General features: G+C 70.8%; 21 protein-coding genes. 20 read left to right on the forward strand and 1 reads right to left on the reverse strand.

Translation table 11 applies throughout. From position 1 onward, the window contains the following. The 9 genes from ACFZAM_RS28960 to ACFZAM_RS29000 all read left to right on the forward strand — a co-directional run. On the forward strand, positions 1 to 2,658 hold a 2,658-nt coding region (locus ACFZAM_RS28960), incomplete at its 5' end, for an RHS repeat-associated core domain-containing protein (protein ID WP_391050384.1). Between the two features lie 22 nt (positions 2,659 to 2,680). Continuing rightward, positions 2,681 to 3,088, forward strand: coding sequence for a hypothetical protein (locus ACFZAM_RS28965; protein ID WP_391050385.1), 408 nt, complete (start codon positions 2,681 to 2,683; stop codon positions 3,086 to 3,088). An 18-nt stretch (positions 3,089 to 3,106) separates the two neighbouring features. Next, positions 3,107 to 3,421 (forward strand): hypothetical protein, encoded by a 315-nt coding sequence (locus tag ACFZAM_RS28970; RefSeq protein ID WP_355340480.1) that lies wholly within the window; start codon positions 3,107 to 3,109, stop codon positions 3,419 to 3,421. A gap of 53 nt (positions 3,422 to 3,474) precedes the next feature. Beyond that, on the forward strand, positions 3,475 to 4,128 hold the full coding sequence (locus ACFZAM_RS28975) for a hypothetical protein (RefSeq protein ID WP_391050442.1): 654 nt from the start codon (positions 3,475 to 3,477) through the stop codon (positions 4,126 to 4,128). An 84-nt stretch (positions 4,129 to 4,212) separates the two neighbouring features. Beyond that, positions 4,213 to 4,509, forward strand: coding sequence for a WXG100 family type VII secretion target (locus tag ACFZAM_RS28980; protein ID WP_188281644.1), 297 nt, complete (start codon positions 4,213 to 4,215; stop codon positions 4,507 to 4,509). Positions 4,510 to 4,748: 239 nt separating this feature from the next. After that, positions 4,749 to 5,942 carry a cyclic dehypoxanthinyl futalosine synthase gene (gene mqnC / locus ACFZAM_RS28985; RefSeq protein ID WP_355340477.1) on the forward strand — a complete coding sequence of 398 codons (1,194 nt, stop codon included), beginning with the start codon at positions 4,749 to 4,751 and terminating at the stop codon, positions 5,940 to 5,942. Positions 5,943 to 5,995: 53 nt separating this feature from the next. Then, positions 5,996 to 6,496 (forward strand): hypothetical protein, encoded by a 501-nt coding sequence (locus ACFZAM_RS28990; RefSeq protein WP_391050386.1) that lies wholly within the window; start codon positions 5,996 to 5,998, stop codon positions 6,494 to 6,496. Positions 6,497 to 6,550: 54 nt separating this feature from the next. After that, positions 6,551 to 7,261, forward strand: a complete 711-nt coding sequence (locus tag ACFZAM_RS28995) for a demethylmenaquinone methyltransferase (protein WP_355340471.1) — start codon at positions 6,551 to 6,553, stop codon at positions 7,259 to 7,261. A gap of 179 nt (positions 7,262 to 7,440) precedes the next feature. After that, positions 7,441 to 8,727 carry a geranylgeranyl reductase family protein gene (locus ACFZAM_RS29000; RefSeq protein ID WP_355340468.1) on the forward strand — a complete coding sequence of 429 codons (1,287 nt, stop codon included), beginning with the start codon at positions 7,441 to 7,443 and terminating at the stop codon, positions 8,725 to 8,727. 189 nt (positions 8,728 to 8,916) lie between these two features. On the opposite strand, the gene ACFZAM_RS29005 is transcribed toward ACFZAM_RS29000, so the two are convergent. Next, positions 8,917 to 9,921, reverse strand: a complete 1,005-nt coding sequence (locus ACFZAM_RS29005; RefSeq protein WP_391050387.1) for an NlpC/P60 family protein — start codon at positions 9,919 to 9,921, stop codon at positions 8,917 to 8,919. Between the two features lie 607 nt (positions 9,922 to 10,528). On the opposite strand from ACFZAM_RS29005, the gene ACFZAM_RS29010 reads away from it, so the two are divergent. The 11 genes from ACFZAM_RS29010 to nuoK are packed head-to-tail and all read left to right on the forward strand — an operon-like array spanning position 10,529 to position 21,625. Next, entirely contained in the window at positions 10,529 to 10,888 is a 360-nt protein-coding gene (locus ACFZAM_RS29010; RefSeq protein WP_355340462.1) for an NADH-quinone oxidoreductase subunit A, read from the forward strand. Between the two features lie 55 nt (positions 10,889 to 10,943). Further along, positions 10,944 to 11,498 carry an NADH-quinone oxidoreductase subunit B family protein gene (locus ACFZAM_RS29015; RefSeq protein WP_355340459.1) on the forward strand — a complete coding sequence of 185 codons (555 nt, stop codon included), beginning with the start codon at positions 10,944 to 10,946 and terminating at the stop codon, positions 11,496 to 11,498. After that, complete coding sequence (locus ACFZAM_RS29020; protein WP_355340456.1) at positions 11,495 to 12,220, forward strand: NADH-quinone oxidoreductase subunit C; 726 nt, start codon at positions 11,495 to 11,497, stop codon at positions 12,218 to 12,220. Before ACFZAM_RS29015 ends, ACFZAM_RS29020 begins: the two co-directional genes overlap by 4 nt. Continuing rightward, positions 12,220 to 13,554 carry an NADH-quinone oxidoreductase subunit D gene (locus ACFZAM_RS29025; RefSeq protein ID WP_355340453.1) on the forward strand — a complete coding sequence of 445 codons (1,335 nt, stop codon included), beginning with the start codon at positions 12,220 to 12,222 and terminating at the stop codon, positions 13,552 to 13,554. The genes ACFZAM_RS29020 and ACFZAM_RS29025 overlap by 1 nt, the downstream gene beginning before the upstream one ends. Further along, a complete protein-coding gene (nuoE, locus tag ACFZAM_RS29030; protein ID WP_355340450.1) occupies positions 13,551 to 14,438 on the forward strand; it encodes an NADH-quinone oxidoreductase subunit NuoE in 888 nt (295 codons plus the stop codon). Before ACFZAM_RS29025 ends, nuoE begins: the two co-directional genes overlap by 4 nt. Continuing rightward, the gene (gene nuoF, locus ACFZAM_RS29035; protein WP_355340447.1) at positions 14,438 to 15,772 is read left to right on the forward strand and encodes an NADH-quinone oxidoreductase subunit NuoF; all 1,335 of its coding nucleotides are present in this window, start codon (positions 14,438 to 14,440) and stop codon (positions 15,770 to 15,772) included. Before nuoE ends, nuoF begins: the two co-directional genes overlap by 1 nt. Then, complete coding sequence (locus ACFZAM_RS29040) at positions 15,769 to 18,267, forward strand: NADH-quinone oxidoreductase subunit G (protein WP_355340444.1); 2,499 nt, start codon at positions 15,769 to 15,771, stop codon at positions 18,265 to 18,267. Before nuoF ends, ACFZAM_RS29040 begins: the two co-directional genes overlap by 4 nt. After that, positions 18,264 to 19,688 (forward strand): NADH-quinone oxidoreductase subunit NuoH, encoded by a 1,425-nt coding sequence (gene nuoH, locus ACFZAM_RS29045; RefSeq protein WP_355340441.1) that lies wholly within the window; start codon positions 18,264 to 18,266, stop codon positions 19,686 to 19,688. The genes ACFZAM_RS29040 and nuoH overlap by 4 nt, the downstream gene beginning before the upstream one ends. Further along, positions 19,681 to 20,382, forward strand: a complete 702-nt coding sequence (nuoI, locus tag ACFZAM_RS29050; protein WP_355340438.1) for an NADH-quinone oxidoreductase subunit NuoI — start codon at positions 19,681 to 19,683, stop codon at positions 20,380 to 20,382. The genes nuoH and nuoI overlap by 8 nt, the downstream gene beginning before the upstream one ends. Then, positions 20,379 to 21,329 (forward strand): NADH-quinone oxidoreductase subunit J, encoded by a 951-nt coding sequence (locus ACFZAM_RS29055; protein WP_391050388.1) that lies wholly within the window; start codon positions 20,379 to 20,381, stop codon positions 21,327 to 21,329. The genes nuoI and ACFZAM_RS29055 overlap by 4 nt, the downstream gene beginning before the upstream one ends. Then, the gene (gene nuoK / locus ACFZAM_RS29060; protein WP_355340432.1) at positions 21,326 to 21,625 is read left to right on the forward strand and encodes an NADH-quinone oxidoreductase subunit NuoK; all 300 of its coding nucleotides are present in this window, start codon (positions 21,326 to 21,328) and stop codon (positions 21,623 to 21,625) included. The genes ACFZAM_RS29055 and nuoK overlap by 4 nt, the downstream gene beginning before the upstream one ends. Positions 21,626 to 21,631: the final 6 nt, after the last annotated feature.

The raw sequence follows: 21,631 nt of genomic DNA on the forward strand, positions 1-21,631 counted from the left end.
CACACCACCCACCGCACCTGGGACCCCCACGACAACCTCCTCACCCACACCGACCCCCTCGGCCACACCACCACCTACACCTACGACACCCACGGCAACCCCACCCACATCACCCACCCCAACGGCACAGTCGCCACGGTCGAGTACGAGGGCGTCAGGCTGCCCGTCGCCGTGACACAGCCGGACGGCGGACGGTGGCGGTACACGTACGACGAGCGGGGCAACCAGCGGACCGTCACCGATCCGACCGGTGCCACGACGGTGTTCGAACGGGACGGCCGTGGCGCCCTGGCGTCGGTCACGGACGCGCTCGGCGTCGAGCAGCAGCGCATCGAGAACGACGCGGCGGGCATCCCGGTGGCCCTCATCGACGCGGTGGGGGCCGTGGTGCGGCTGGACCGCGACCCCTTCGGGCGAATCCGGGCCGTGACCTCCCCCGCGGGGGAGGTCACCGAACTGGCCTGGACGGTGGAGGGGCTGCTCAGCCGACGGGTGCTGCCCGACGGCTCCACCGACCAGTGGGCGTACGACGGCGAGGGGAACACGGTCGAGCACCGCGGCCCCGACGGGCGGGTCACGCGCTACGAGATCTCCGGGATGGACTCCGCCACCGGGCGCACGGGCACGGACGGCGCCGGATACACGTATGCCTACGACACCGAGCGGCAGCTGACCTCGGTGACCAATCCGCTCGGGCTGACCTGGACCTACGAGCGCGACCCGGTGGGCCGGGTGATCCGGGAGACGGACTTCGACGGGCGGACCATCGGATACGTCCACGACGCGGCCGGTCGGCTGGTCGAGCGGGTCAACGGCGCGGGTGAGCGCACCCGTTACGAGCGGGACGCCATGGGCCAGGCGACCGAGGTGCGCGCCGGGACGTCCGTGTCCACGTACGCGTTCGACGCCGTGGGCCGTACGGTGCGGGCCGTCAACGAGGACAGCGATCTGGTCCTGGCGCGGGACGCGGCCGGACGGGTGGTGGCCGAGACGGGGAACGGCCGTACGGTCGCCGTCGAGTACGACGCGCTCGGCCGCCGGGTGGGGCGCGTCACGCCGTCCGGGGCGCGGTCCCGCTGGGAGTACGACCGGTCGAACAGCCCCGTCGTGCTGCACGGCGCGGCCGGAACCGTGTCGTTCGGCTACGACCGGGCCGGGCGGGAGACCGAACGCCGCACCGGGGACCGCCCGTTCCTGACGCAGGAGTGGGACGGCGCGGGACGCCTGGTCGCACAGACCGTGCTCGGCCCCGAGGACCCTTCCGGCGCCCTCGCGCACCGCCGTGCCTACGGATTCGGCGCCGACGGCTACCTCGCGACGATCGGCGAGGCGTCGGCGGAACGCAGGCTGACCACCGACGCTGCGGGTCGCGTCGTCGCGGTGGACGGCGACGGCTGGTCGCAGCGGTACACCTACGACGGCGCGGGCAACCTCACGTCCGGCGGGCCGTCGGAATCCGGCGAACAGGCGGGCGGGGAGCGGACGGAGGACGCCGGCGAGTACACGGGCATGCTGCCGCGCCGCCTCGGCCGTACCCGGTACACCTACGACGCTCAGGGCCGGTTGGCCGGCCGCACCCGCGCCCTGCTGTCCGGCGGCAGTAAGCGGTGGACGTACACCTGGGACGCCGAGGACCGCCTCACCGGGGTCACGACGCCGGACGGTTCGGTCTGGCGCTACCGGTACGACGCGCTCGGCCGCCGGATCGCCAAGGAACGGCTGGGCCCGGACGGGCGGGTGCGGGAGCGCACCGACTTCACCTGGTACGAGACGGAGTTGGCCGAGGAGCGCACGACGGCGGGCGACACGGTCACCACCACGACGTGGGACTGGACGCCGGACGGCGACGCCCCGGTCGCGCAGACCGAACGCAGCGCGCTGCGGGACGCTCCCGACGAGGAGATCGACCGGCGGTTCTACGCGATCGTCACCGATCTGATCGGCACCCCCACCGAACTGATCGGCGACGACGGGCGGGTGCACCGGCAGGGCCGGGCGACGGTCTGGGGAGCGCCGCTGGCCCCGCCGGACGAGGGCGCGTACTGCCCGTTACGTTTCCCCGGTCAGTACGCCGACCCGGAGACCGGGCTCCACTACAACCACTACCGCTACTACGACCCCGAGTCCGCGCGGTACCTCAGCCCCGACCCGCTGGGCCTGGCCCCGGCGCCCAACAACTACGCCTACGTCCACAACCCGACGCTCTGGTCCGACCCGCTGGGCCTGGGCCCGTGCATCTCCGAGATCGCCTACGCCTCCACCGATCTCGCGAAGGCGGCCTTCGAGGCACGGTTCAAGAACGGCGTGCAGTTCTTCCCCGCGGGACGCAATGTGGCCGCGGCCCGTGTGGAGGGTCTTGACGAGATCGTCATCGGATTCAGCAAGGGCAAGAAGCTGCACGCCGAGATCGACATCATCAACCAGCTCAAGGCCAAGGGCATCAGCATGGACAAGATCACGCACCTGTACACCGAGCGGTACCCGTGCTCGAAGATCTGCCTGCCCGCGCTCAAGGGCGGCCTCAGCGACCTCGCGAAGATCACGTACACGGTTCCTTATGCTGAGGACCACGCTTTGGCCGGGGCCGCCCGCGACATGCTCCGGGGGCTGATCAACACCGAGGCCCGCAACCACGGCTGGACCTCCCTGCCGTTCTGACCAGGAGAGCGAGGACATCGCGATGACCGGTCCCAGTGACCAGACGATGGCGGCCATGCGGCGGCTCGCCGCGCAGGTGCGGGACGAGTTGGAGCTGGCCGGGCTGCCGGTCGCGGCCGGGGGGCACCGGCTGGTGGCGCGGGGGGCGCAGGTGGAGATCGACGCGCTGGACGACGACGACCCCGGCGTCGTCGTGTCCTGGCGCCCGCACCCCAGCCTCGCCGTGGCCGCGGACCGGGCGGTCGCGGCGCGGGACGAGGCCGCGGGCACGATGCAGCGCTTCGGAGAGATCGAGCAGGCCATGAGCCCGGCGCTCGCGGCCGTGCTGACGTCGGCGGGCTTCGTCCTCGACCCCGAGGACGACCTGCTGCGGGTCACGGCCGCGCCGCCCGGCGGCGGAACAGTGGGATTGTTGGAGCGGACGACCTGACGTGGGGAGGGGGATCGGATGGGTGGGGCTCCGGATCGGCTCGCGGTCGATCTGACCGGACTTGAGGACTTCGCGCGGACGTTGGACTCCGTGCGGACGACCATGAACGGGACGCGGAAACTCTTCAACTCGTACGAGGCCAAGCTGGGCTCGGACAAGGTGTCGGGGGCGCTCGACAGCTTCGAGCACAATTGGAAGGACGGCCGCAAGGAGATCGACAGCCAGTTGGAGGGGCTGTCGAAGATGGCCGACACCGCGGTGCGCGAGATCAAGAAGGCGGACAAGGACCTCGCGGACCAACTCGCCAAGTCCGCCAAGGGAGACGGCAAGTGACGACCCCCGGCGCGGACGCCGACGACAGCGGACAGCCGCGGCCCGTACGGGTGATGCCCGTCGAGCGGGAGGGCTTCTCCCTCACGGTGCCCATGACGTGGTGGGAGTTCGACCTGCACCCGGCGACCCGCGACGAGAGCGTGCGCCGCACCATCGCGCAGCGCGTCAAGGAGAATCCGGCGCTGGCCGAACACCGCGACGTGCTGGCGCGGTTCCTGCGCAAGGCGGCGCGGGACGCGTACGAGAGCGGCGCGGTGTACGTCGGCTGCATGGCGCAGAACTTCGGCGCGCTGCCGCTCACCGCGTCGGTGACGGTCTCGCTGATCGGCGCGCGGACGCCGGAGGGTGAACTGCTGGCTGCGGACCCGGCGTCGATCGTGGCGGGGCTGCGTGCGCGGGAGGCGGCCAAGGACGGCGACCCGTGGCGCAAGGTGACCACCGTCGACATCCCGGAGACGGGCCTGGCGGCGCGGACGTACGGCATCGAGGACGTCACCGTGCCGGGCGACTCGCGGACGGTGCGGACCGTGCTGATGCAGACGTTCATCCCGCTGCCGGGGCACTCCGACAAGGTCGCGCTCGTGGCGGGCAGCAGTGCCGTACTCGACCTGGCGGACTCGTTCTTCGACATCTTCGACGCCGTCACGTCGACGTTTCGGTACCGGGAACCGGGGGCTGCACCCCTCACGTCCTCCCCTGTAAGTTGAGGCATCAGCAGACCATCAGACAAATCTGCGATCAGGAGCCACGGGGGTCGGCCCTGCGGCACGTTCGACGAGAGGTAAGCCGCTATGGCTAATGTCAACGTTACGTACCAGGACATGCGGGATGCGGCCACCAAGCTGCGCACCGGTCAGCACGAGATCACCGAGAAGCTGAACACGCTGCACAAGTTCGTTCAGGATCTCGTCAACGGCGGCTACGTCACGGACCGTTCCTCGAAGCAGTTCGACCAGTCCTACAGCGAGTTCAACACCGGTGCCACCAAGACCATCGAGGGTCTGGACGGCATGGGCAAGTTCCTGGAGAGCGCGGCCGACGCGTTCCAGCAGGCGGACGAGCAGCTCGCCAAGGGTCTGAACGGCTGACGGTCCCCCCGACCGTCCGGCACGACCCGCGAGACCCGGCGTGTGCGCCGCGGCGACATGATCCGCCGCGGCGCACACGCGCGTCCGGCGCACCCGTACGTTCGGCAGCCCCGCGCGTCCGGCACCCCCGTACGTCCGGCACACCCGTCCGTGGGGGCCGTGGGTCGTCCGGGACGCTGGCGTACGCTGGGCTGGTCCGTCCGCACTCCACGTCCGCACTCCTCCGAAAGGACCTCCCGGTGAGCGATACCGCAGCCGTCCTCGACCGTGCCGCCGCCGGTGGCCGGATCACGCCGGAGGAGGCGCTGGACCTCTACCGCTCGGCGCCCCTGCACGCGCTGGGCTCGGCCGCCGACGCCGTACGCCGCCGCCGGTACGCGGGCACCGAGCACATCGCGACGTACATCATCGAGCGGAACATCAACTACACGAACGTCTGCGTGACGGCGTGCAAGTTCTGCGCCTTCTACGCGGCCCCCAAGGACACCGACAAGGGCTGGTCGCGCGGGCTCGACGACATCCTGCGGCGCTGCGCGGAGACCGTGGAGCTGGGCGGCACCCAGATCATGTTCCAGGGCGGCCACCACCCGGACTACGGGGTCGAGTACTACGAGGAGCACTTCTCCGCGATCAAGGCCGCGTACCCGCAGCTCGTCATCCACTCCCTCGGCGCGTCCGAGGTCGAGCACATGGCGAGGATCTCCGGGGTCAGCGCCGAGGAGGCGATCCGCCGGATCCACGCGGCGGGCCTGGACTCCTTCGCGGGCGCCGGGGCCGAGCTGCTGCCCGCCCGGCCGCGCAAGGCCATCGCGCCGCTGAAGGAGTCCGGCGAGCGCTGGCTGGAGATCATGGAGACCGCCCACAACCTGGGCGTCGAGTCCACCTCCACCATGCTGATGGGCACCGGTGAGACCAACGCCGAGCGGATCGAGCACCTGCGGATGATCCGCGACGTGCAGGACCGTACCGGCGGCTTCCGGGCCTTCATCCCGTACACCTACCAGCCGGAGAACAACCACCTGAAGGGGCAGACGCAGGCGACCCTCTTCGAGTACCTGCGGATGATCGCCATCGCGCGGCTCTTCCTCGACAACGTGGCGCACATCCAGGGGTCCTGGCTCACCACCGGCAAGGAGGTCGGCCAGCTCTCGCTGCACTACGGCGCCGACGACCTCGGCTCGGTGATGCTGGAGGAGAACGTGGTGTCGTCGGCCGGCGCCAAGCACCGCTCCAACCGGATGGAGCTGATCCACCTCATCCGGTCCGCGGGCCGCGTCCCGGCGCAGCGCGCCACCACGTACGAGCACCTGGTCATCCACGACGACCCGGCGAACGACCCGGTCAACGACCACGTCGTCTCGCACCTGTCGTCCACGGCGATCGAGGGCGGTACGGCGCACCCGGAGCTGAAGCTGCTGGACGCCTCGCGCTGAGGCGACCGGGGGCGGCCTGCCCCCGGAGGCCCGGCGTGCTGGATCATGGACCCATGCTGACCCTTCACGTCGCCCCGCTGCTCCGGCTCACCGCGGGCGGCGAGGCCGTCCCGGACGGCGCCGTCCTCGTCGACGGCGGCCGGGTCGTCGCCGTCGGGCCGATGGACGAGGTCGCCGCCGCGCACCCGGACGCCCGGGTGCGGCGCTGGCGCGGCACCATCGGCCCAGGACTCGTCGCCGACGGCGTGCGCGTCTTCCTCGAAGAGACCTACCACGAGGACCCGCAGGACCCCGACCGGCCGCACGACCGCGCCGAGTCGGTGCGGCGCGGCATCCACGAGCTCCTCTCCCGGGGGGTGACCGGGGTGGTGGACGACCTCACCGACGCCGCCGTCCGCTCCGCCGTCGACCACACCGGCCTGCTCCGGCTCTGGCCCGGCACCACCTCGCCCGGCCTCGCCCCCGGCGGCCGGGCCGACCTCGCCGTCCTCGCCACCGACGGCTCCTGCGTCGCCACCGTCCTGGCCGGCCGCCTCGTCCACCGCCGCGCGTAGGTCCCCCGACGGGGCAGCGGCCTTGGCGGCGCGCGATGCGAATAGGGTGGGGGCGTGACGCGAGCATCGCTGGACAAGCAACCGCACGAAGTCGCCGCCATGTTCGATGACGTGGCGGCCAAGTACGACGTGACGAACGACGTGCTGTCGCTCGGCCAGACGCGGCTGTGGCGGAAGGCCGTCGCGCAGGCCCTGGAGGTGGGGCCGGGCGAGCGGGTGCTGGACCTGGGGGCGGGGACGGGCACGTCCTCGCTGCGCTTCGCCGCCGCGGGAGCCGACGTCGTGCCGTGCGACTTCTCGATCGGGATGCTGCGCGAGGGCAAGAAGCGGCACCCGGAGCTGGCGCTGACGGCGGGGGACGCGACCCGGCTGCCGTTCGCGGACGGCGTCTTCGACGCGGTCACCATCTCCTTCGCGCTGCGCAACGTCCACGACACCGCCGCCGCGCTGCGCGAGATGCGGCGGGTGGCCAAGCCCGGGGGACGGCTGGTCATCTGTGAGTTCAGCCACCCCACGTACCGGCCGTTCAGGACCGTCTACACCGAGTACCTGATGCGGGCGCTGCCGCCGGTCGCGACGGCCGTCAGCAGCAATCCCGACGCGTACGTCTACCTCGCCGAGTCCATCCGCGCCTGGCCCGACCAGAAGGGGCTCGCCACCCGGCTCCAGGAGGCCGGTTGGAACGCGGTGGCCTGGCGCAATCTCACCGGGGGCATCGTCGCCCTGCACCGGGCGACGGCTCCGTCCACGGCTCCCTCCGCGTAGGACCGCGCGCTCGCGTCAACGCGCCGCGCTGCCGCGAACCGCGGTTCAGGCGGGCCCCGCTGTGTCCCGTCGCCGGGCCTCATAGACTCGGTACCGGCCGGGCAGCTCTCGGCCGAGCAGCGCCCGGCCGATAACGACCGTCGCCGACACCGACACTCGCCGAAACGGGAGAGCCCACCGTGACCGACACCGCCCTGTCCGAGCGCAGCGCCGATGTGATCGTCGTCGGCGCCGGGCCCGCCGGTTCGACGACCGCGTACTACCTGGCCAAGTCGGGACTGAACGTCCTGCTGCTGGAGAAGACCGCGTTCCCGCGCGAGAAGGTGTGCGGCGACGGCCTGACCCCGCGCGCCACCAAGCAGCTCGTGTCGATGGGAATCGACATCTCGCAGGAGGCGGGCTGGCTGCGCAACAAGGGCCTGCGCATCATCAGCGGCGGCGTGCGCCTCCAGATGGACTGGCCCGAGCTGGCCGCGTACCCGAACTACGGACTGGTCCGCAAGCGCGACGACTTCGACGACATCCTCGCCCAGCAGGCGGTGAAGGCGGGCGCGACGCTGTACGAGCGGTGCAACGTCGGCGCCCCGATCACCGACGCGCGCACCGGGCGGATCACCGGCGTCGAGGCCAAACTCGGCGAGGAGAAGCGGCCGGTGACCTTCCACGCGCCGCTGGTGGTCGCCGCCGACGGCAACTCCACCCGGCTGTCCCTGGCGATGGGCCTGCACCGCCGCGAGGACCGGCCGATGGGCGTCGCGGTCCGCACGTACTTCACCTCGCCGCGGCACGAGGACGACTACCTGGAGTCGTGGCTCGAACTGTGGGACCGGCGCGGGCCGCAGGACCGGCAACTGCCCGGTTACGGCTGGGTGTTCGGCCTCGGTGACGGCACGTCGAACGTCGGTCTCGGCATCCTCAACTCCTCCTCCGCGTACCGCGAGCTGGACTGGCGCGAGGTGCTCAAGGCGTGGTGCGCCTCGATGCCGGAGGAGTGGGGCTACACCCCGGACAACATGACGCAGCCGATCCGCGGCGCCGCGCTCCCGATGGCCTTCAACCGCAAGCCGCACTACACCAAGGGCCTGGTCCTGGTGGGCGACGCGGGCGGCCTGGTCAACCCGTTCAACGGCGAGGGCATCGCCTACGCGATGGAGTCCGGCCAGATCGCCGCCGACGTCATCACCCAGGCGCACGCCCGTGCCACCTCCGCCCAGCGCGAGCTGGCGCTCCAGAACTACCCGCGCATCCTCCAGGACACCTACGGCGGTTACTACACGCTGGGCCGCGCCTTCGTGAAGCTCATCGGCAACCCGAAGGTGCTCCAGATCGCCACGCAGCGCGGTCTCACCCACCCGATGCTGATGCGCTTCTGCCTCAAGCTGCTCGCCAACCTCACCGACCCGACCGGCGGTGACGCGATGGACCGCGTGATCAACGGCCTGACCAAGATCACGCCGAGCGCGTGACGCTCTCCGCGTCCTGACCCGCCCGCCGGTACGTCCGACCGTCCGGCGTGCGGGTGTCTGCGTCCGTCATACCCCCGCCCCTTCCCCGCCCGCGCGTCAGCGCACACCGGGCAGCGGACCGCCGTGACGTCCCGGCGAGGGGGTCACGGCGGTCTTATGGTGCCAAGCGTACGAAAAGGGGGAAACGGGTCAGAGGACCCGAACCGCCCAGTCCGGCATGTAGTCGGCCATCTGGTGAATGGCCACGGGGGTCGAGGGGTTGGCCGCGTCCAGGTACTGGCCGTCGCCGATGTAGACGCCGACGTGGTAGGCGCTGCCCTGGCCGCCCCAGAAGATGATGTCGCCGGCCTGCACATTGCTGACCGAGACGGGGGTGCCGACGTTGGACTGCTCCTGGGAGGTGCGCGGCAGGTCGACGCCGACGGTGGCGTAGGCGACCTGGGTGAGGCCGGAGCAGTCGTACGAGTCGGGACCGGCGGCGCCGTACACGTACGGCTTGCCGATCTGCGACTTCAGGAAGCTGATCAGCTTCGCGACGCTGCCGGTCGCCGTGGTGGCGGACGGACTGGCCGTCGAGGTGGTCGTACCGGAGTCGGACGAACCGGACGAACCAGAAGAATCAGAAGAACCGGACGAGTTGGCCGACGCGGTCGGTGTGGCCAGCGCGGTGCGCTCGGCCGAGCGGGAGGCGGCCTGGGTGGCGGCGCGCTCCTTGGCGGCCTCGGCGGCCTTCGCCTCGGCCTCGGCCTTCGCCTTCGCGGCGGCCTTGGCGTCGGCGCTCTTCTTCGTGGCGGCGGCCTCCTTGGCGGCCTCGGCCACGGAGGCGTCCTTGGCGGCCTGGAGCTGCATCGCGATGGCGGCCTGGTCGATCGCCTGCGCGGCCTGCGCCGCGGTCACCTCGGTGGTCAGCGTGGACGCCTGGGCGGCCGCCTCGGCGGCGTTCGCGAGATCGGACGGCGTGAGGGCCGGAGTGCCGTGCGCGGGGGTGGAGTCGGTGTTGTCGGCCAGGGCCGGGGCGGCGGAGCCGCCGAGAGCGATCGCGCTGACGACGCCGCCGACGAGTCCTGCCCTGCGTACCCAGTTGGGGCGGCCGGGGGCGGCGTGCCGTCGGCGGCCGGTATGCGATTCGGTCGGATGCGAGCCGGACGCGGAGGTCCGGTCGGACGCGGAGGTCCGTATCTGGTTCGGGGACATGCGGTCCTGGCTATCAGGAATGCTTGGTTCCGTTCAACAAAGGTGGGATGCGACACAGTTGACGTGCTCACGGCTCAAATGCCCCGTTTGTGATCTTGGTGCGCGAGCACTTTCGCCCGGTTTCGGATAAGCGGTCACCTATGCGCTCGTGCGCGCTTTCACGCGGGTGAATCACGTGTGAATGCCGGGCTCCGGGGCCGTCGCCGCTCGACCGCCGCGCGCTATCACGTGGAGTCGTCCAGCGCCAATTTGCCTCTGCCGAGCGCGCCTTGATAATGCGCGCACCGCTCTGACCAGCGACAACGCTTCCGCTTGTGACGTGAAGTGATCCTTTGCGGCCGTTCCGCACCATGATCACCGCTCATCCGACTTCATGATCGTTCGTCAGGTGGTGGAGATCACAAAGGTCTTGGCGTACCCCGTGTCGCAGATCACAGACCGGCAGGCATAGGATGCAGGCGGCTCAGGCTTGTGAACTGCCTCACATAGAAGCGATCTTCGTCGTTTCGGTGACGCGGACCACGGGCAAGGGCCGGCTCCTCCGCCCACCTCGGCGGGGGGACACCCACGCAGTCACTGGCGACTGAAAAGGAAGGAGCGGGGGACGGTGAATGCCTACGCGCCCATCCTCGTGCTGGGAGGCCTTGCGGCCGGCTTCGCGATCTTCTCCGTTTTCATGGCCTCGATCATCGGGCCAAAACGGTACAACAGGGCCAAACTGGAAGCGTATGAGTGCGGCATCGAGCCCACCCCGCAGCCGGTCGGCGGGGGACGCTTCCCGATTAAGTACTACCTGACGGCGATGCTCTTCATCGTCTTCGACATCGAGATCGTCTTCCTCTATCCCTGGGCCGTCACCTTCGACCGGCTGGGGATGTTCGGCCTGGTGGAGATGCTCCTCTTCGTGCTCACCGTCTTCGTCGCCTACGCGTACGTGTGGCGGCGCGGCGGCCTGGAGTGGGACTAGGGAACGCCGAGAGGACCAGGGGACCAGGGGACAGAAGGGGACCAGGAGCCAACGCATGGGTATCGAAGAGAAACTGCCGAGCGGATTCCTGCTCACGACCGTGGAGACCGCCGCGGGCTGGGTACGTAAGGCGTCGGTCTTCCCGGCCACCTTCGGCCTGGCCTGCTGCGCCATCGAGATGATGACCGCGGGCGCCGGGCGCTACGACATGGCCAGGTTCGGCATGGAGGTCTTCCGCGGCTCGCCGCGCCAGGCCGACCTGATGATCGTGGCCGGCCGGGTGAGCCAGAAGATGGCCCCGGTGCTGCGCCAGGTCTACGACCAGATGCCGAACCCCAAGTGGGTCATCTCGATGGGTGTCTGCGCCTCCAGCGGCGGGATGTTCAACAACTACGCGATCGTGCAGGGCGTCGACCACGTCGTGCCGGTCGACATCTACCTGCCCGGCTGCCCGCCGCGCCCCGAGATGCTGCTGGACGCGATCCTCAAGCTGCACGAGAAGATCCAGCACTCCAAGCTCGGCGTGAACCGCGAAGAGGCGGCCCGCGAGGCGGAGGAAGCGGCCCGCAAGGCGCTCCCGACGATCGAGATGAAGGGCCTGCTGCGGTGACCAGCAACACTCCCGAGACCCCGGAGAACCTGCCGGGACAGCGCGCCGACGCCGGTGAGGTCATCGGCGTCCGCAAGGGCATGTTCGGTGCCAACAACGGCGGCGACACCAGCGGTTACGGCGGCCTGGTCCGTACCGTCCGGCTGCCCGGCGCGAGCAACAGGCCCTACGGCGGACCCGACGGCGTCTTCGACGAGATCGCCGACGAGCTGGAAGGCGCCTTGGAGGAGCAGGGCCTGCCCCCGGCCGAGGCGATCGAGAAGACCGTCGTGGACCGCGGCGAGCTGACCTTCCACATCGCCCGCGAACACCTGGTCACCGTCGCCAGGACGCTCCGCGACGACCCGGCGCTCCGCTTCGAGCTGTGCCTCGGCGTCAGCGGCGTGCACTACCTCGGCGACGAGGGCCGCGAGCTGCACGCCGTCTACCACCTGCGCTCGATCACCCACGCGCGGCTGATCCGCCTGGAGGTCAGCGCCCCCGACGCCGACCCGCACATCCCGTCGCTGGTCTCGGTCTACCCGACCAACGACTGGCACGAGCGCGAGACGTACGACTTCTTCGGCATCGTCTTCGACGGCCACCCGGCGCTCACCCGGATCATGATGCCGGACGACTGGCCCGGTCACCCGCAGCGCAAGGACTACCCGCTCGGCGGCATCCCCGTCGAGTACAAGGGTGCCCAGATCCCGGCTCCCGACCAGCGGAGGTCGTACAGCTAATGAGTACTCACCACGCCCCGCAGCAGGCCGACGAGCGGGAGACCACCGAAGGCCGGGTCTTCACCGTCACCGGCGGTGACTGGGACGAGCTGGCCGAGACCGTCAGCAAGGCCGACGACGAGCGCATCATCGTCAACATGGGCCCGCAGCACCCGTCCACCCACGGTGTGCTCCGGCTGATGCTGGAGATCGACGGCGAGACGGTCACCGAGGCCAGGTCGGGCATCGGCTACCTGCACACCGGCATCGAGAAGAACATGGAGTTCCGGACGTGGACCCAGGGGTCCACCTTCGTGACGCGCATGGACTACCTGACGCCGCTGTTCAACGAGACGGCGTACTGCCTGGCCGTCGAGAAGCTGCTCGGCATCACCGAGCAGGTGCCGCAGCGCGCCACCGACATCCGCGTGCTCATGATGGAGCTCAACCGGATCGCGTCCCACCTGGTCTGCATCGCCACCGGCGGCATGGAGCTGGGCGCGACCACGATCATGATCTACGGGTTCCGCGACCGCGAGTACATCCTCGACATCTTCGAGCTGATCACCGGCCTGCGGATGAACCACGCGTACGTCCGCGTCGGCGGCCTCGCGCAGGACCTGCCGCCCGGCGCGATCGACCTCGTCCGCGAGTTCGTGAAGACGTTCCGCAAGAATCTGCCCGAGTACGACAAGCTCGCCACCGGCAACCCGATCTTCAAGGGCCGCATGGTGGACGTCGGTTACCTGGACCTCGCCGGGTGCATGGCGCTCGGCGCCACAGGACCGATCCTGCGCGCCGCCGGACTCCCGCACGACCTGCGCAAGTCCGACCCGTACTGCGGTTACGAGAACTACGACTTCGAGGTGCCGACCGCCGACACCTGCGACTCCTACGGCCGCTTCCGGGTCCGCCTGGAGGAGATGCACCAGAGCCTGCGGATCGTCGAGCAGGTGCTCGACCGGCTCGCGCCGGGCCCGGTGATGGTCGAGGACAAGAAGATCGCCTGGCCCGCGCAGCTCGCGCTCGGCCCCGACGGCCTCGGCAACTCGCTCGACCACATCAAGAAGATCATGGGCACCTCGATGGAGGCCCTGATCCACCACTTCAAGCTGGTGACCGAGGGCTTCCGGGTCCCGGCAGGACAGTCCTACGCGGCGATCGAGTCGGCCAAGGGCGAGCTGGGGGTGCACGCGGTCAGCGACGGCGGCACCCGCCCGTTCCGGGTGCACTTCCGCGACCCGTCCTTCACCAATCTCCAGTCCATGGCGGCGATGTGCGAGGGCGGCCAGGTCGCCGACGTCATCGTCGCGGTGGCGTCCATCGACCCCGTGATGGGAGGCGTCGACCGATGACAGACGTGGCCATGGGTGCCACCGGGGGAGTGTCCCTGGGCATCCCGCAGATGCCCGCCCCGGACTTCCCGGCCGATGTGCGCGCCCGGCTGGAGGCCGACGCCAAGGAAGTGATCGCCCGCTACCCCGGATCGCGCAGCGCCCTGCTGCCGCTGCTGCACCTCGTGCAGTCCGAGGAGGGGTACGTCACCAGGACCGGCATCCGGTTCTGCGCCGAGGTGCTCGACCTGACCACCGCCGAGGTCACCGCGGTGGCGACCTTCTACACGATGTACCGGCGCAAGCCGTCCGGCGACTACCAGGTCGGCGTGTGCACCAACACGCTGTGCGCGGTCATGGGCGGCGACGCGATCTTCGACGAGCTGAAGCAGCACCTCGGCGTCGGCAACGACGAGACGACCGAGGACGGCAAGGTCACGCTGGAGCACATCGAGTGCAACGCGGCCTGCGACTTCGCGCCCGTCGTGATGATCAACTGGGAGTTCTTCGACAACCAGACGCCGGAGTCGGCCAAGCAGCTCGTGGACGACCTGATCGCCGGACGCGAGGTCCGGCCGACCCGCGGCGCGCCCCTGTGCACGTACAAGGAGACCGCCCGCATCCTGGCCGGTTTCCCCGACGAGCGCCCCGGCGCGGTCGAGGCCAGCGGCGGCGCGGGCCCCGCGTCCCTCACCGGTCTGCGGCTGCACAAGGGCGAGACCCCCTCGCGGGTCGTCACCCAGCGCGCCGACTCGCCGCGTGACACACCGGCCGGGCCGCGGGACACCCCGTCGCCCGCCCAGCACGCCAGCTCGCACGACGCGCCCAACAAGACCGCCGAGTCCGACCCGGCCAACGCCGCGGACCCTGTGGCCGACAACGCCAGGCAGGAGGAGGGCGAGTGATGACCGTGGACTCGGCGGAGAAGCTGCTCGCCCCCGTGCTGTCGGCCTTCTGGGACGAGCCGGAGTCCTGGACCCTGGCCACCTACCGCAGGCACGACGGCTACCAGGGCCTGGACAAGGCGCTCGCCATGGCGCCGGACGACGTGATCGCGTACGTGAAGGACTCGGGACTGCGCGGCCGTGGCGGCGCGGGCTTCCCGACCGGCATGAAGTGGCAGTTCATCCCGCAGGGCGACGGCAAGCCGCACTACCTCGTGGTCAACGCGGACGAGTCGGAGCCGGGCACCTGCAAGGACATCCCGCTGCTCTTCGCGAACCCGCACTCCCTCATCGAGGGCATGATCATCGCGTGTTACGCGATCCGCTCCAGCCACGCCTTCATCTACCTGCGCGGCGAGACGGTCCCCGTCCTGCGCAGGCTGCACGAGGCGGTGCGCGAGGCGTACGCGGCCGGTTACCTCGGCCGTGACATCCAAGGCAGCGGATTCGACCTGGAGTTGACCGTCCACGCCGGCGCGGGCGCGTACATCTGCGGTGAGGAGACGGCGCTCCTGGACTCCCTGGAGGGCCGTCGCGGCCAGCCCAGGCTCCGCCCGCCCTTCCCCGCCGTGGAGGGCCTGTACGCCTGTCCCACCGTGGTGAACAACGTGGAGTCGATCGCCTCGGTTCCCGCGATCATGCAGCGCGGCAAGGACTGGTTCAAGGCGATGGGCAGCGAGAAGTCCCCCGGCTTCACGCTGTACTCGCTCTCCGGGCACGTCGCCAAACCCGGGCAGTACGAGGCGCCGCTCGGCATCACGCTGCGGCAGCTCCTCGACCTCGGCGGCGGCATGCGGCCGGGACACCGGCTCAAGTTCTGGACGCCCGGCGGCTCCTCGACCCCGATGTTCACCGACGAGCACCTGGACGTCGCGCTGGACTACGAGGGCGTCGGCGCCGCCGGATCGATGCTCGGCACCAAGGCGCTCCAGTGCTTCGACGAGACGACCTGCGTGGTGCGGGCCGTCACCCGCTGGACCGAGTTCTACGCCCACGAGTCCTGCGGAAAGTGCACGCCGTGCCGCGAAGGCACGTACTGGCTCGTCCAGTTGCTGCGTGACATCGAGGCGGGCAAGGGCCGGCCCGAGGACCTGGACAAGCTCAACGACATCGCCGACAACATCAACGGCAAGTCCTTCTGCGCGCTCGGCGACGGCGCCGCCGCCCCGATCTTCTCCTCTCTGAAGCACTTCCGCGCGGAGTACGAGGAGCACATCGAGCGCAAGGGCTGCCCCTTCGACCCGGCCCGCTCCACCGCCTGGGCCGACAAGTCCCGTACGGAGGCCCACGCGTGACCGTCACTACCAACGCACCCTCCGGAGGGGGTCAGGCGGCGGTGCCGCCGGAAGATCTCATCTCCGTGCAGATCGACGGCATCGCGGTGTCCGTCCCCAAGGGGACCCTGGTCATCCGGGCCGCGGAACTGCTCGGCATCGAGATCCCCCGGTTCTGCGACCACCCGCTGCTCGACCCGGCCGGGGCCTGCCGCCAGTGCATCGTCGAGGTCGAGGGCCAGCGCAAGCCGGTCGCGTCCTGCACGATCACCTGTACCGACGGGATGGTCGTCAAGACGCAGCTCTCGTCGCCGGTCGCCGAGAAGGCGCAGCGCGGCGTGATGGAGCTGCTGCTGATCAACCACCCGCTGGACTGCCCGGTCTGCGACAAGGGCGGCGAATGCCCCTTGCAGAACCAGGCGATGCAGGTCGGCGACACCGACTCGCGCTTCGAGGGCAAGAAGCGGACGTACGAGAAGCCGGTGCCGATCTCCACCCAGGTGCTGCTGGACCGCGAGCGGTGCGTGCTGTGCGCGCGCTGCACCCGGTTCAGCAACCAGGTGGCGGGCGACCCGATGATCGAGATGCTGGAACGCGGCGCGCTCCAGCAGATCGGCACCGGGGTCGGCGACCCCTTCGAGTCGTACTTCTCCGGCAACACCATCCAGATCTGCCCGGTCGGCGCGCTCACCTCGGCCGCGTACCGCTTCCGCTCCCGGCCGTTCGACCTCGTGTCGTCGCCGTCGGTGTGCGAGCACTGCGCGGGCGGCTGCGCGACCCGTACCGACCACCGCCGCGGCAAGGTCATGCGGCGGCTGGCGGCCGACGACCCGCAGGTCAACGAGGAGTGGATCTGCGACAAGGGCCGCTTCGGCTTCCGCTACGCGCAGCGCCCCGACCGGCTGAGCCACCCCCTGGTCCGCAACGCCGAGGGCGAACTCGTCCCCGCGTCCTGGCCCGAGGCGCTGGCCGCCGCCGCGGCCGGGCTCAGCGCGGCGCACGGCCGCGCCGCGGTGCTGCCCGGCGGACGCGTCACCGTCGAGGACGCGTACGCGTACGCCAAGTTCGCCCGCGTCGTGCTCGGCACCAACGACGTGGACTTCAGGGCCCGCGCGCACTCCGCCGAGGAGGCCGACTTCCTGGCCGCCACGGTCGCCGGGCGCGGCCTCGACCTGTCGGGCACCGGCATCACGTACACGGCGCTGGAGAAGGCACCGGCCGTACTGCTGGCGGGACTCGAGGCCGAGGAGGAGGCCCCCGGGGTCTTCCTGCGGCTCCGCAAGGCGCACCGCAAGCGCAAGCAGCAGACGTACGCCCTGGCCACGCACGCCACCCGCGGCCTGGAGAAGGCGGGCGGCGTCCTGCTGCCCGCCGCCCCCGGCACGGAACCCGAGTGGCTGGACGCGCTCGCGGGCGGTGTCGGCCTGGACGAGACCGGGCAGGCCGCGGCCGAGGCGCTGCGCGCCGCGGGCGCCGTCATCCTGGTCGGCGAGCGGCTGGCCGCCGTGCCCGGCGGGCTGACCGCCGTGGTCCGGCTGGCCACGGCCACCGGCGCCGCGCTGGCGTGGATTCCGCGCAGGGCCGGTGAGCGCGGCGCCGTCGAGGCGGGCGCGCTGCCCGGACTGCTGCCCGGCGGCCGTCCGGTCACCGACCCGCGGGCCCGCGCCGAGGTCGCCTCGGTGTGGGGTCTGCCGGAGCTGCCGCACCGCTTCGGCCGCGACACCGGCCAGATCGTCGAGGCCGCCGCCGCGGGCGAGCTGGCGGCCCTGGTCGTCGGCGGCGTCGAGGTCGCGGACCTGCCGGACCCGGCCCGCGCCCGCGAGGCGCTGGACGCGGTCGGCTTCCTGGTCAGCCTGGAGCAGCGGCCCAGCGAGGTCACCGACCGCGCCGACGTCGTCCTCCCGGTCGCCGCGGTCGCCGAGAAGACCGGCACCTTCCTCAACTGGGAGGGCAGGGCCCGGATGTTCGACGCGGCCATCAAGCCCGACCAGGCCACCAACCGGCACCAGCTCCCGGACGCCCGCGTCCTGACGATGCTGGCCGACGCGCTCGACGTCCGGCTCGGCCTGGCCGACGTGCGGGGCGCGCGCTCCGAACTCGACCGGCTCGCCGGGTGGGACGGCCCCTGGGGCAGCTCGCCGCTGGAGTCCGCCGGATCGCTGCCCCGCCCCGAGGCGGGCCAGGCGCTGCTGGCCGGACACCGGCTGCTGCTCGACCAGGGCCGCCTCCAGGACGGGGACGACGCCCTGGCCGGCACCCGGCACGCGGCCGTCGCCCGGCTGTCGGCCGCCACCGCCGCCGAGGCCGGTGTCACCGACGGCGACCCGCTGACGGTGACCGGGCCCGCGGGCGCGGTCACGCTGCCGCTGGTCGTCACCGCGATGCCCGACCGGGTGGTGTGGCTGCCGCTGAACTCCGCGGGGAACGGCGTCGCCTCCGACACCGGTGCCCGTACGGGCCAGGTCGTCTCCGTCGGCAGCGCCGCCGCGGTCACGCAAGAGGAGGGCACCCGATGAGCGCGCCACTGACCCAGCTCGCCGCCACCACGGAGAATCTCTCCTGGTTCGGCAACGACATCTGGTGGCTGATCATCCTCAAGGCGGTCTTCTGCTTCGCCTTCGCGATGCTGACCGTGCTCGTCGCCATCGTGTGGGAGCGCAAGGTCGTCGCGTGGATGCAGTTGCGCATCGGCCCGAACCGGCACGGCCCCTGGGGCATGCTCCAGTCCCTCGCCGACGGCATCAAGCTGATGCTGAAGGAGGACATCGTCGTCAAGCGGGCCGACAAGGTGGTGTTCATCCTCGCGCCCGTCGTGGCGGCCATCCCGGCCTTCATGGCGTTCGCGGTGATCCCCTTCGGCCCGGCCGACAACGAGGTGTCGATCTTCGGCCAGCGCACCGCGCTCCAGCTCACCGACCTCCCGATCGGCCTGCTGTTCATCCTGGCCACCGCGTCGGTCGGCATCTACGGCATCGTCCTGGCGGGCTGGTCGTCCGGATCGACGTACCCGCTGCTCGGCGGCCTGCGCGCGTCCGCGCAGATGATCTCGTACGAGATCGCGATGGGCCTGTCCTTCGCGGCGGTCTTCCTCTACTCCGGCTCCATGTCGACGTCGACGATCGTCGAGGCGCAGCACGACCGCTGGTACGCGATCCTGCTGCCCGTCTCGCTGATCATCTACATCATCGCGATGGTCGGCGAGACCAACCGCGCGCCGTTCGACATGCCGGAGTCCGAGGGCGATCTGGTCGGCGGCTTCAACACCGAGTACAGCTCGATCAAGTTCGCGCTGTTCATGCTCGCCGAGTACGTGAACATGGTGACGGTCTCCGCGGTCGCGACGACGCTCTTCCTCGGCGGCTGGCGCGCCCCCTGGCCGATCAGCACGGTCTGGATCGGCGCGAACCACGGCTGGTGGCCGATGCTCTGGTTCATCGTCAAGGTCCAGTTGCTGCTGTTCTTCTTCATCTGGCTGCGCGGCACCCTGCCCCGGGTCCGCTACGACCAGTTCATGAAGCTGGGCTGGAAGGTCCTCATCCCGGTCTCCATGGTCTGGCTGATGCTGGTCGCCGCGGTCCGCGCGATGCGCAACGAGGACTACGACTTCACGAAGATCGTCCTGTACATCGGCGGTGTGGTGATCGCGCTGCTGCTGATCTCGCTCATCGCGGACGTCTTCAGGGACCGCGAGGAGAAGAAGGCCGCCGTCCGCGGCGGCGGCGCGCTCGCGCCACCGGACCGCTTCGACCCGATGGCGGGCGGCTATCCCGTACCGCCGCTGCCGGGTCAGGAGGCGGAGCGGGTGCCGCGGCGCCCCAGCCGGGCGGCACAGCCCCAACTCGTGGGTGCCGCCAGCGCGTCCGGCGTGTCCGGCGCGGCGGAACCGGACGTCCAGGATGCCCCCGAGCAGGAGAAGAAGGAGGACGGCGATGCCTGAGTTCCTCGGCCCGGTCGCAGGCTTCGGCGTGACCTTCAAGGCCATGTTCAAGAAGCGGCTGACCGAGCAGTACCCCGAGTACAAGAAGCCCACCGCCCCGCGTTTCCACGGCCGCCACCAGCTCAACCGGCACCCGGACGGCCTGGAGAAGTGCGTCGGCTGCGAGCTGTGCGCGTGGGCCTGCCCGGCGGACGCCATCTACGTGGAGGGCGCGGACAACACCGAGGAGGAGCGCTACTCACCCGGTGAGCGCTACGGCCGCGTCTACCAGATCAACTACGCCCGCTGCATCCTGTGCGGCCTGTGCATCGAGGCGTGCCCGACGCGCGCGCTGACGATGACCAACGAGTACGAACTGGCCGACCGGACCCGCGAGTCGCTGATCTTCACCAAGGAACAGCTCCTGTCCGGTCTCGAGGAGGGCATGGTCGACTCGCCGCACTCGATCTTCCCCGGCATGGACGAGGGCGACTACTACCGCGGCGCGGTCACCGAGGCCGCGCCCGGCACCGTACGGCAGGTCGCGGTCTCCAAGGGCGAGAAGCCGGACGAGACGGTGCGGACCGACGGCGCCACCGCGGCGGACGCGCCCGACGCCCCCGAGACGGGCTTCACCAGGACCGACGCCGAGGGCGCCGCGGTCGCGCCCGCCCCCGGCGGCGGCACGCCCGCGGGAACGGGGGACGAGGCATGATCGCCGCGACCTCCCAGCTCGCCACCTCCCAGCTCGCCGCCGCCGCGTCGCAGACCTCCACCGGCGAGGCCGTCCAGTTCTGGATTCTGGGCACGGTCGCCGTGCTCGGCGCGCTCGGCACCGTCCTGATGAAGAAGTCCGTGCACAGCGCGCTGTCGCTGGCCGGGACGATGATCGTGCTCGCGATCTTCTACCTGGCGCAGGGCGCGTACTTCCTGGGCGTCGTGCAGATCGTCGTCTACACCGGCGCGATCATGATGCTCTTCCTCTTCGTCGTCATGCTGGTCGGCATCACCGCCGCCGACTCGCTGAAGGAGACGCTCAAGGGCCAGCGCTGGATGGCCGCGGCCTGCGGTCTCGGCTTCGGCATCCTGCTGATCGCCGGGATCGGCAACGCCTCGCTCGACACCTTCGCCGGTGTCGGCCAGGCCAACTCCGCGGGCAACGTGCCCGGTCTGGCCCGGCTGATCTTCACCAAGTACGTGTGGTCCTTCGAGATCACCGGCGCGCTGCTGATCACCGCGGCCATCGGCGCGATGGTGCTCACGCACCGCGAGCGCACCGAGGAGCGGCGCACCCAGCGCGAGCTGTCCGAGGCGCGCGTGCGCGGCGGCGTACAGGTCACCCCGCTGCCCGCGCCCGGCACCTACGCCCGGCACAACGCGGTGGACATCCCCGCGCTGCTGCCCGACGGTTCCATCTCGGAGCTGTCGGTCAGCGCCACGCTGCGGGCCCGCGGCCAGATCCGTGACGTGTCCGCCGACGCCCTGCACCGGCTCGCCGAGCTGGACCAGCGCACCGAGGAGTACCTGGAGCGCGAGCCGGAGCGTACGGCGGTGGAGCGCAAGGCCGAACGGGCCGAGCGCGAGACCGTACGCGAGGCCGACCGGGAAGCCGCACGAGAGGCCGACCGGGCTTCCGACCGGGCCGAGGAGGGTGCCAAGTGAATCCGGCCAACTACCTGTACCTGTCGGCGCTGCTGTTCACCATCGGCGCGGCGGGCGTACTGATCCGGCGCAACGCGATCGTGGTCTTCATGTGCATCGAGCTGATGCTGAACGCCTGCAACCTGGCGTTCGTCACCTTCTCTCGGCTGCACGGCAACCTCGACGGCCAGGTGATCGCGTTCTTCACGATGGTGGTCGCCGCCGCGGAAGTCGTGGTCGGCCTGGCGATCATCGTGTCGATCTTCCGCTCCCGCCACTCGGCTTCGGTCGACGACGCCAATCTCATGAAGCTGTAGAGGGGC

Source organism: Streptomyces sp. NPDC008079 (genome assembly GCF_042957385.1).
Classification (GTDB): Bacteria; Actinomycetota; Actinomycetes; order Streptomycetales; family Streptomycetaceae; genus Actinacidiphila.

Excerpts from the sequence above, each read along its gene's own strand:
- ACFZAM_RS28965 (WP_391050385.1), top strand. The coding sequence starts at position 2,681 with ATGACCGGTCCCAGTGACCAGACGATGGCGGCCATGCGGCGGCTCGCC.
- ACFZAM_RS28970 (WP_355340480.1), top strand. The coding sequence starts at position 3,107 with ATGGGTGGGGCTCCGGATCGGCTCGCGGTCGATCTGACCGGACTTGAG.
- ACFZAM_RS28975 (WP_391050442.1), top strand. The coding sequence starts at position 3,475 with ATGCCCGTCGAGCGGGAGGGCTTCTCCCTCACGGTGCCCATGACGTGG.
- ACFZAM_RS28980 (WP_188281644.1), top strand. The coding sequence starts at position 4,213 with ATGGCTAATGTCAACGTTACGTACCAGGACATGCGGGATGCGGCCACC.
- ACFZAM_RS28990 (WP_391050386.1), top strand. The coding sequence starts at position 5,996 with ATGCTGACCCTTCACGTCGCCCCGCTGCTCCGGCTCACCGCGGGCGGC.
- ACFZAM_RS29005 (WP_391050387.1), bottom strand. The coding sequence starts at position 9,921 with ATGTCCCCGAACCAGATACGGACCTCCGCGTCCGACCGGACCTCCGCG.
- ACFZAM_RS29015 (WP_355340459.1), top strand. The coding sequence starts at position 10,944 with ATGGGTATCGAAGAGAAACTGCCGAGCGGATTCCTGCTCACGACCGTG.
- ACFZAM_RS29025 (WP_355340453.1), top strand. The coding sequence starts at position 12,220 with ATGAGTACTCACCACGCCCCGCAGCAGGCCGACGAGCGGGAGACCACC.
- nuoE (WP_355340450.1), top strand. The coding sequence starts at position 13,551 with ATGACAGACGTGGCCATGGGTGCCACCGGGGGAGTGTCCCTGGGCATC.
- nuoF (WP_355340447.1), top strand. The coding sequence starts at position 14,438 with ATGACCGTGGACTCGGCGGAGAAGCTGCTCGCCCCCGTGCTGTCGGCC.
- nuoH (WP_355340441.1), top strand. The coding sequence starts at position 18,264 with ATGAGCGCGCCACTGACCCAGCTCGCCGCCACCACGGAGAATCTCTCC.
- nuoI (WP_355340438.1), top strand. The coding sequence starts at position 19,681 with ATGCCTGAGTTCCTCGGCCCGGTCGCAGGCTTCGGCGTGACCTTCAAG.
- ACFZAM_RS29055 (WP_391050388.1), top strand. The coding sequence starts at position 20,379 with ATGATCGCCGCGACCTCCCAGCTCGCCACCTCCCAGCTCGCCGCCGCC.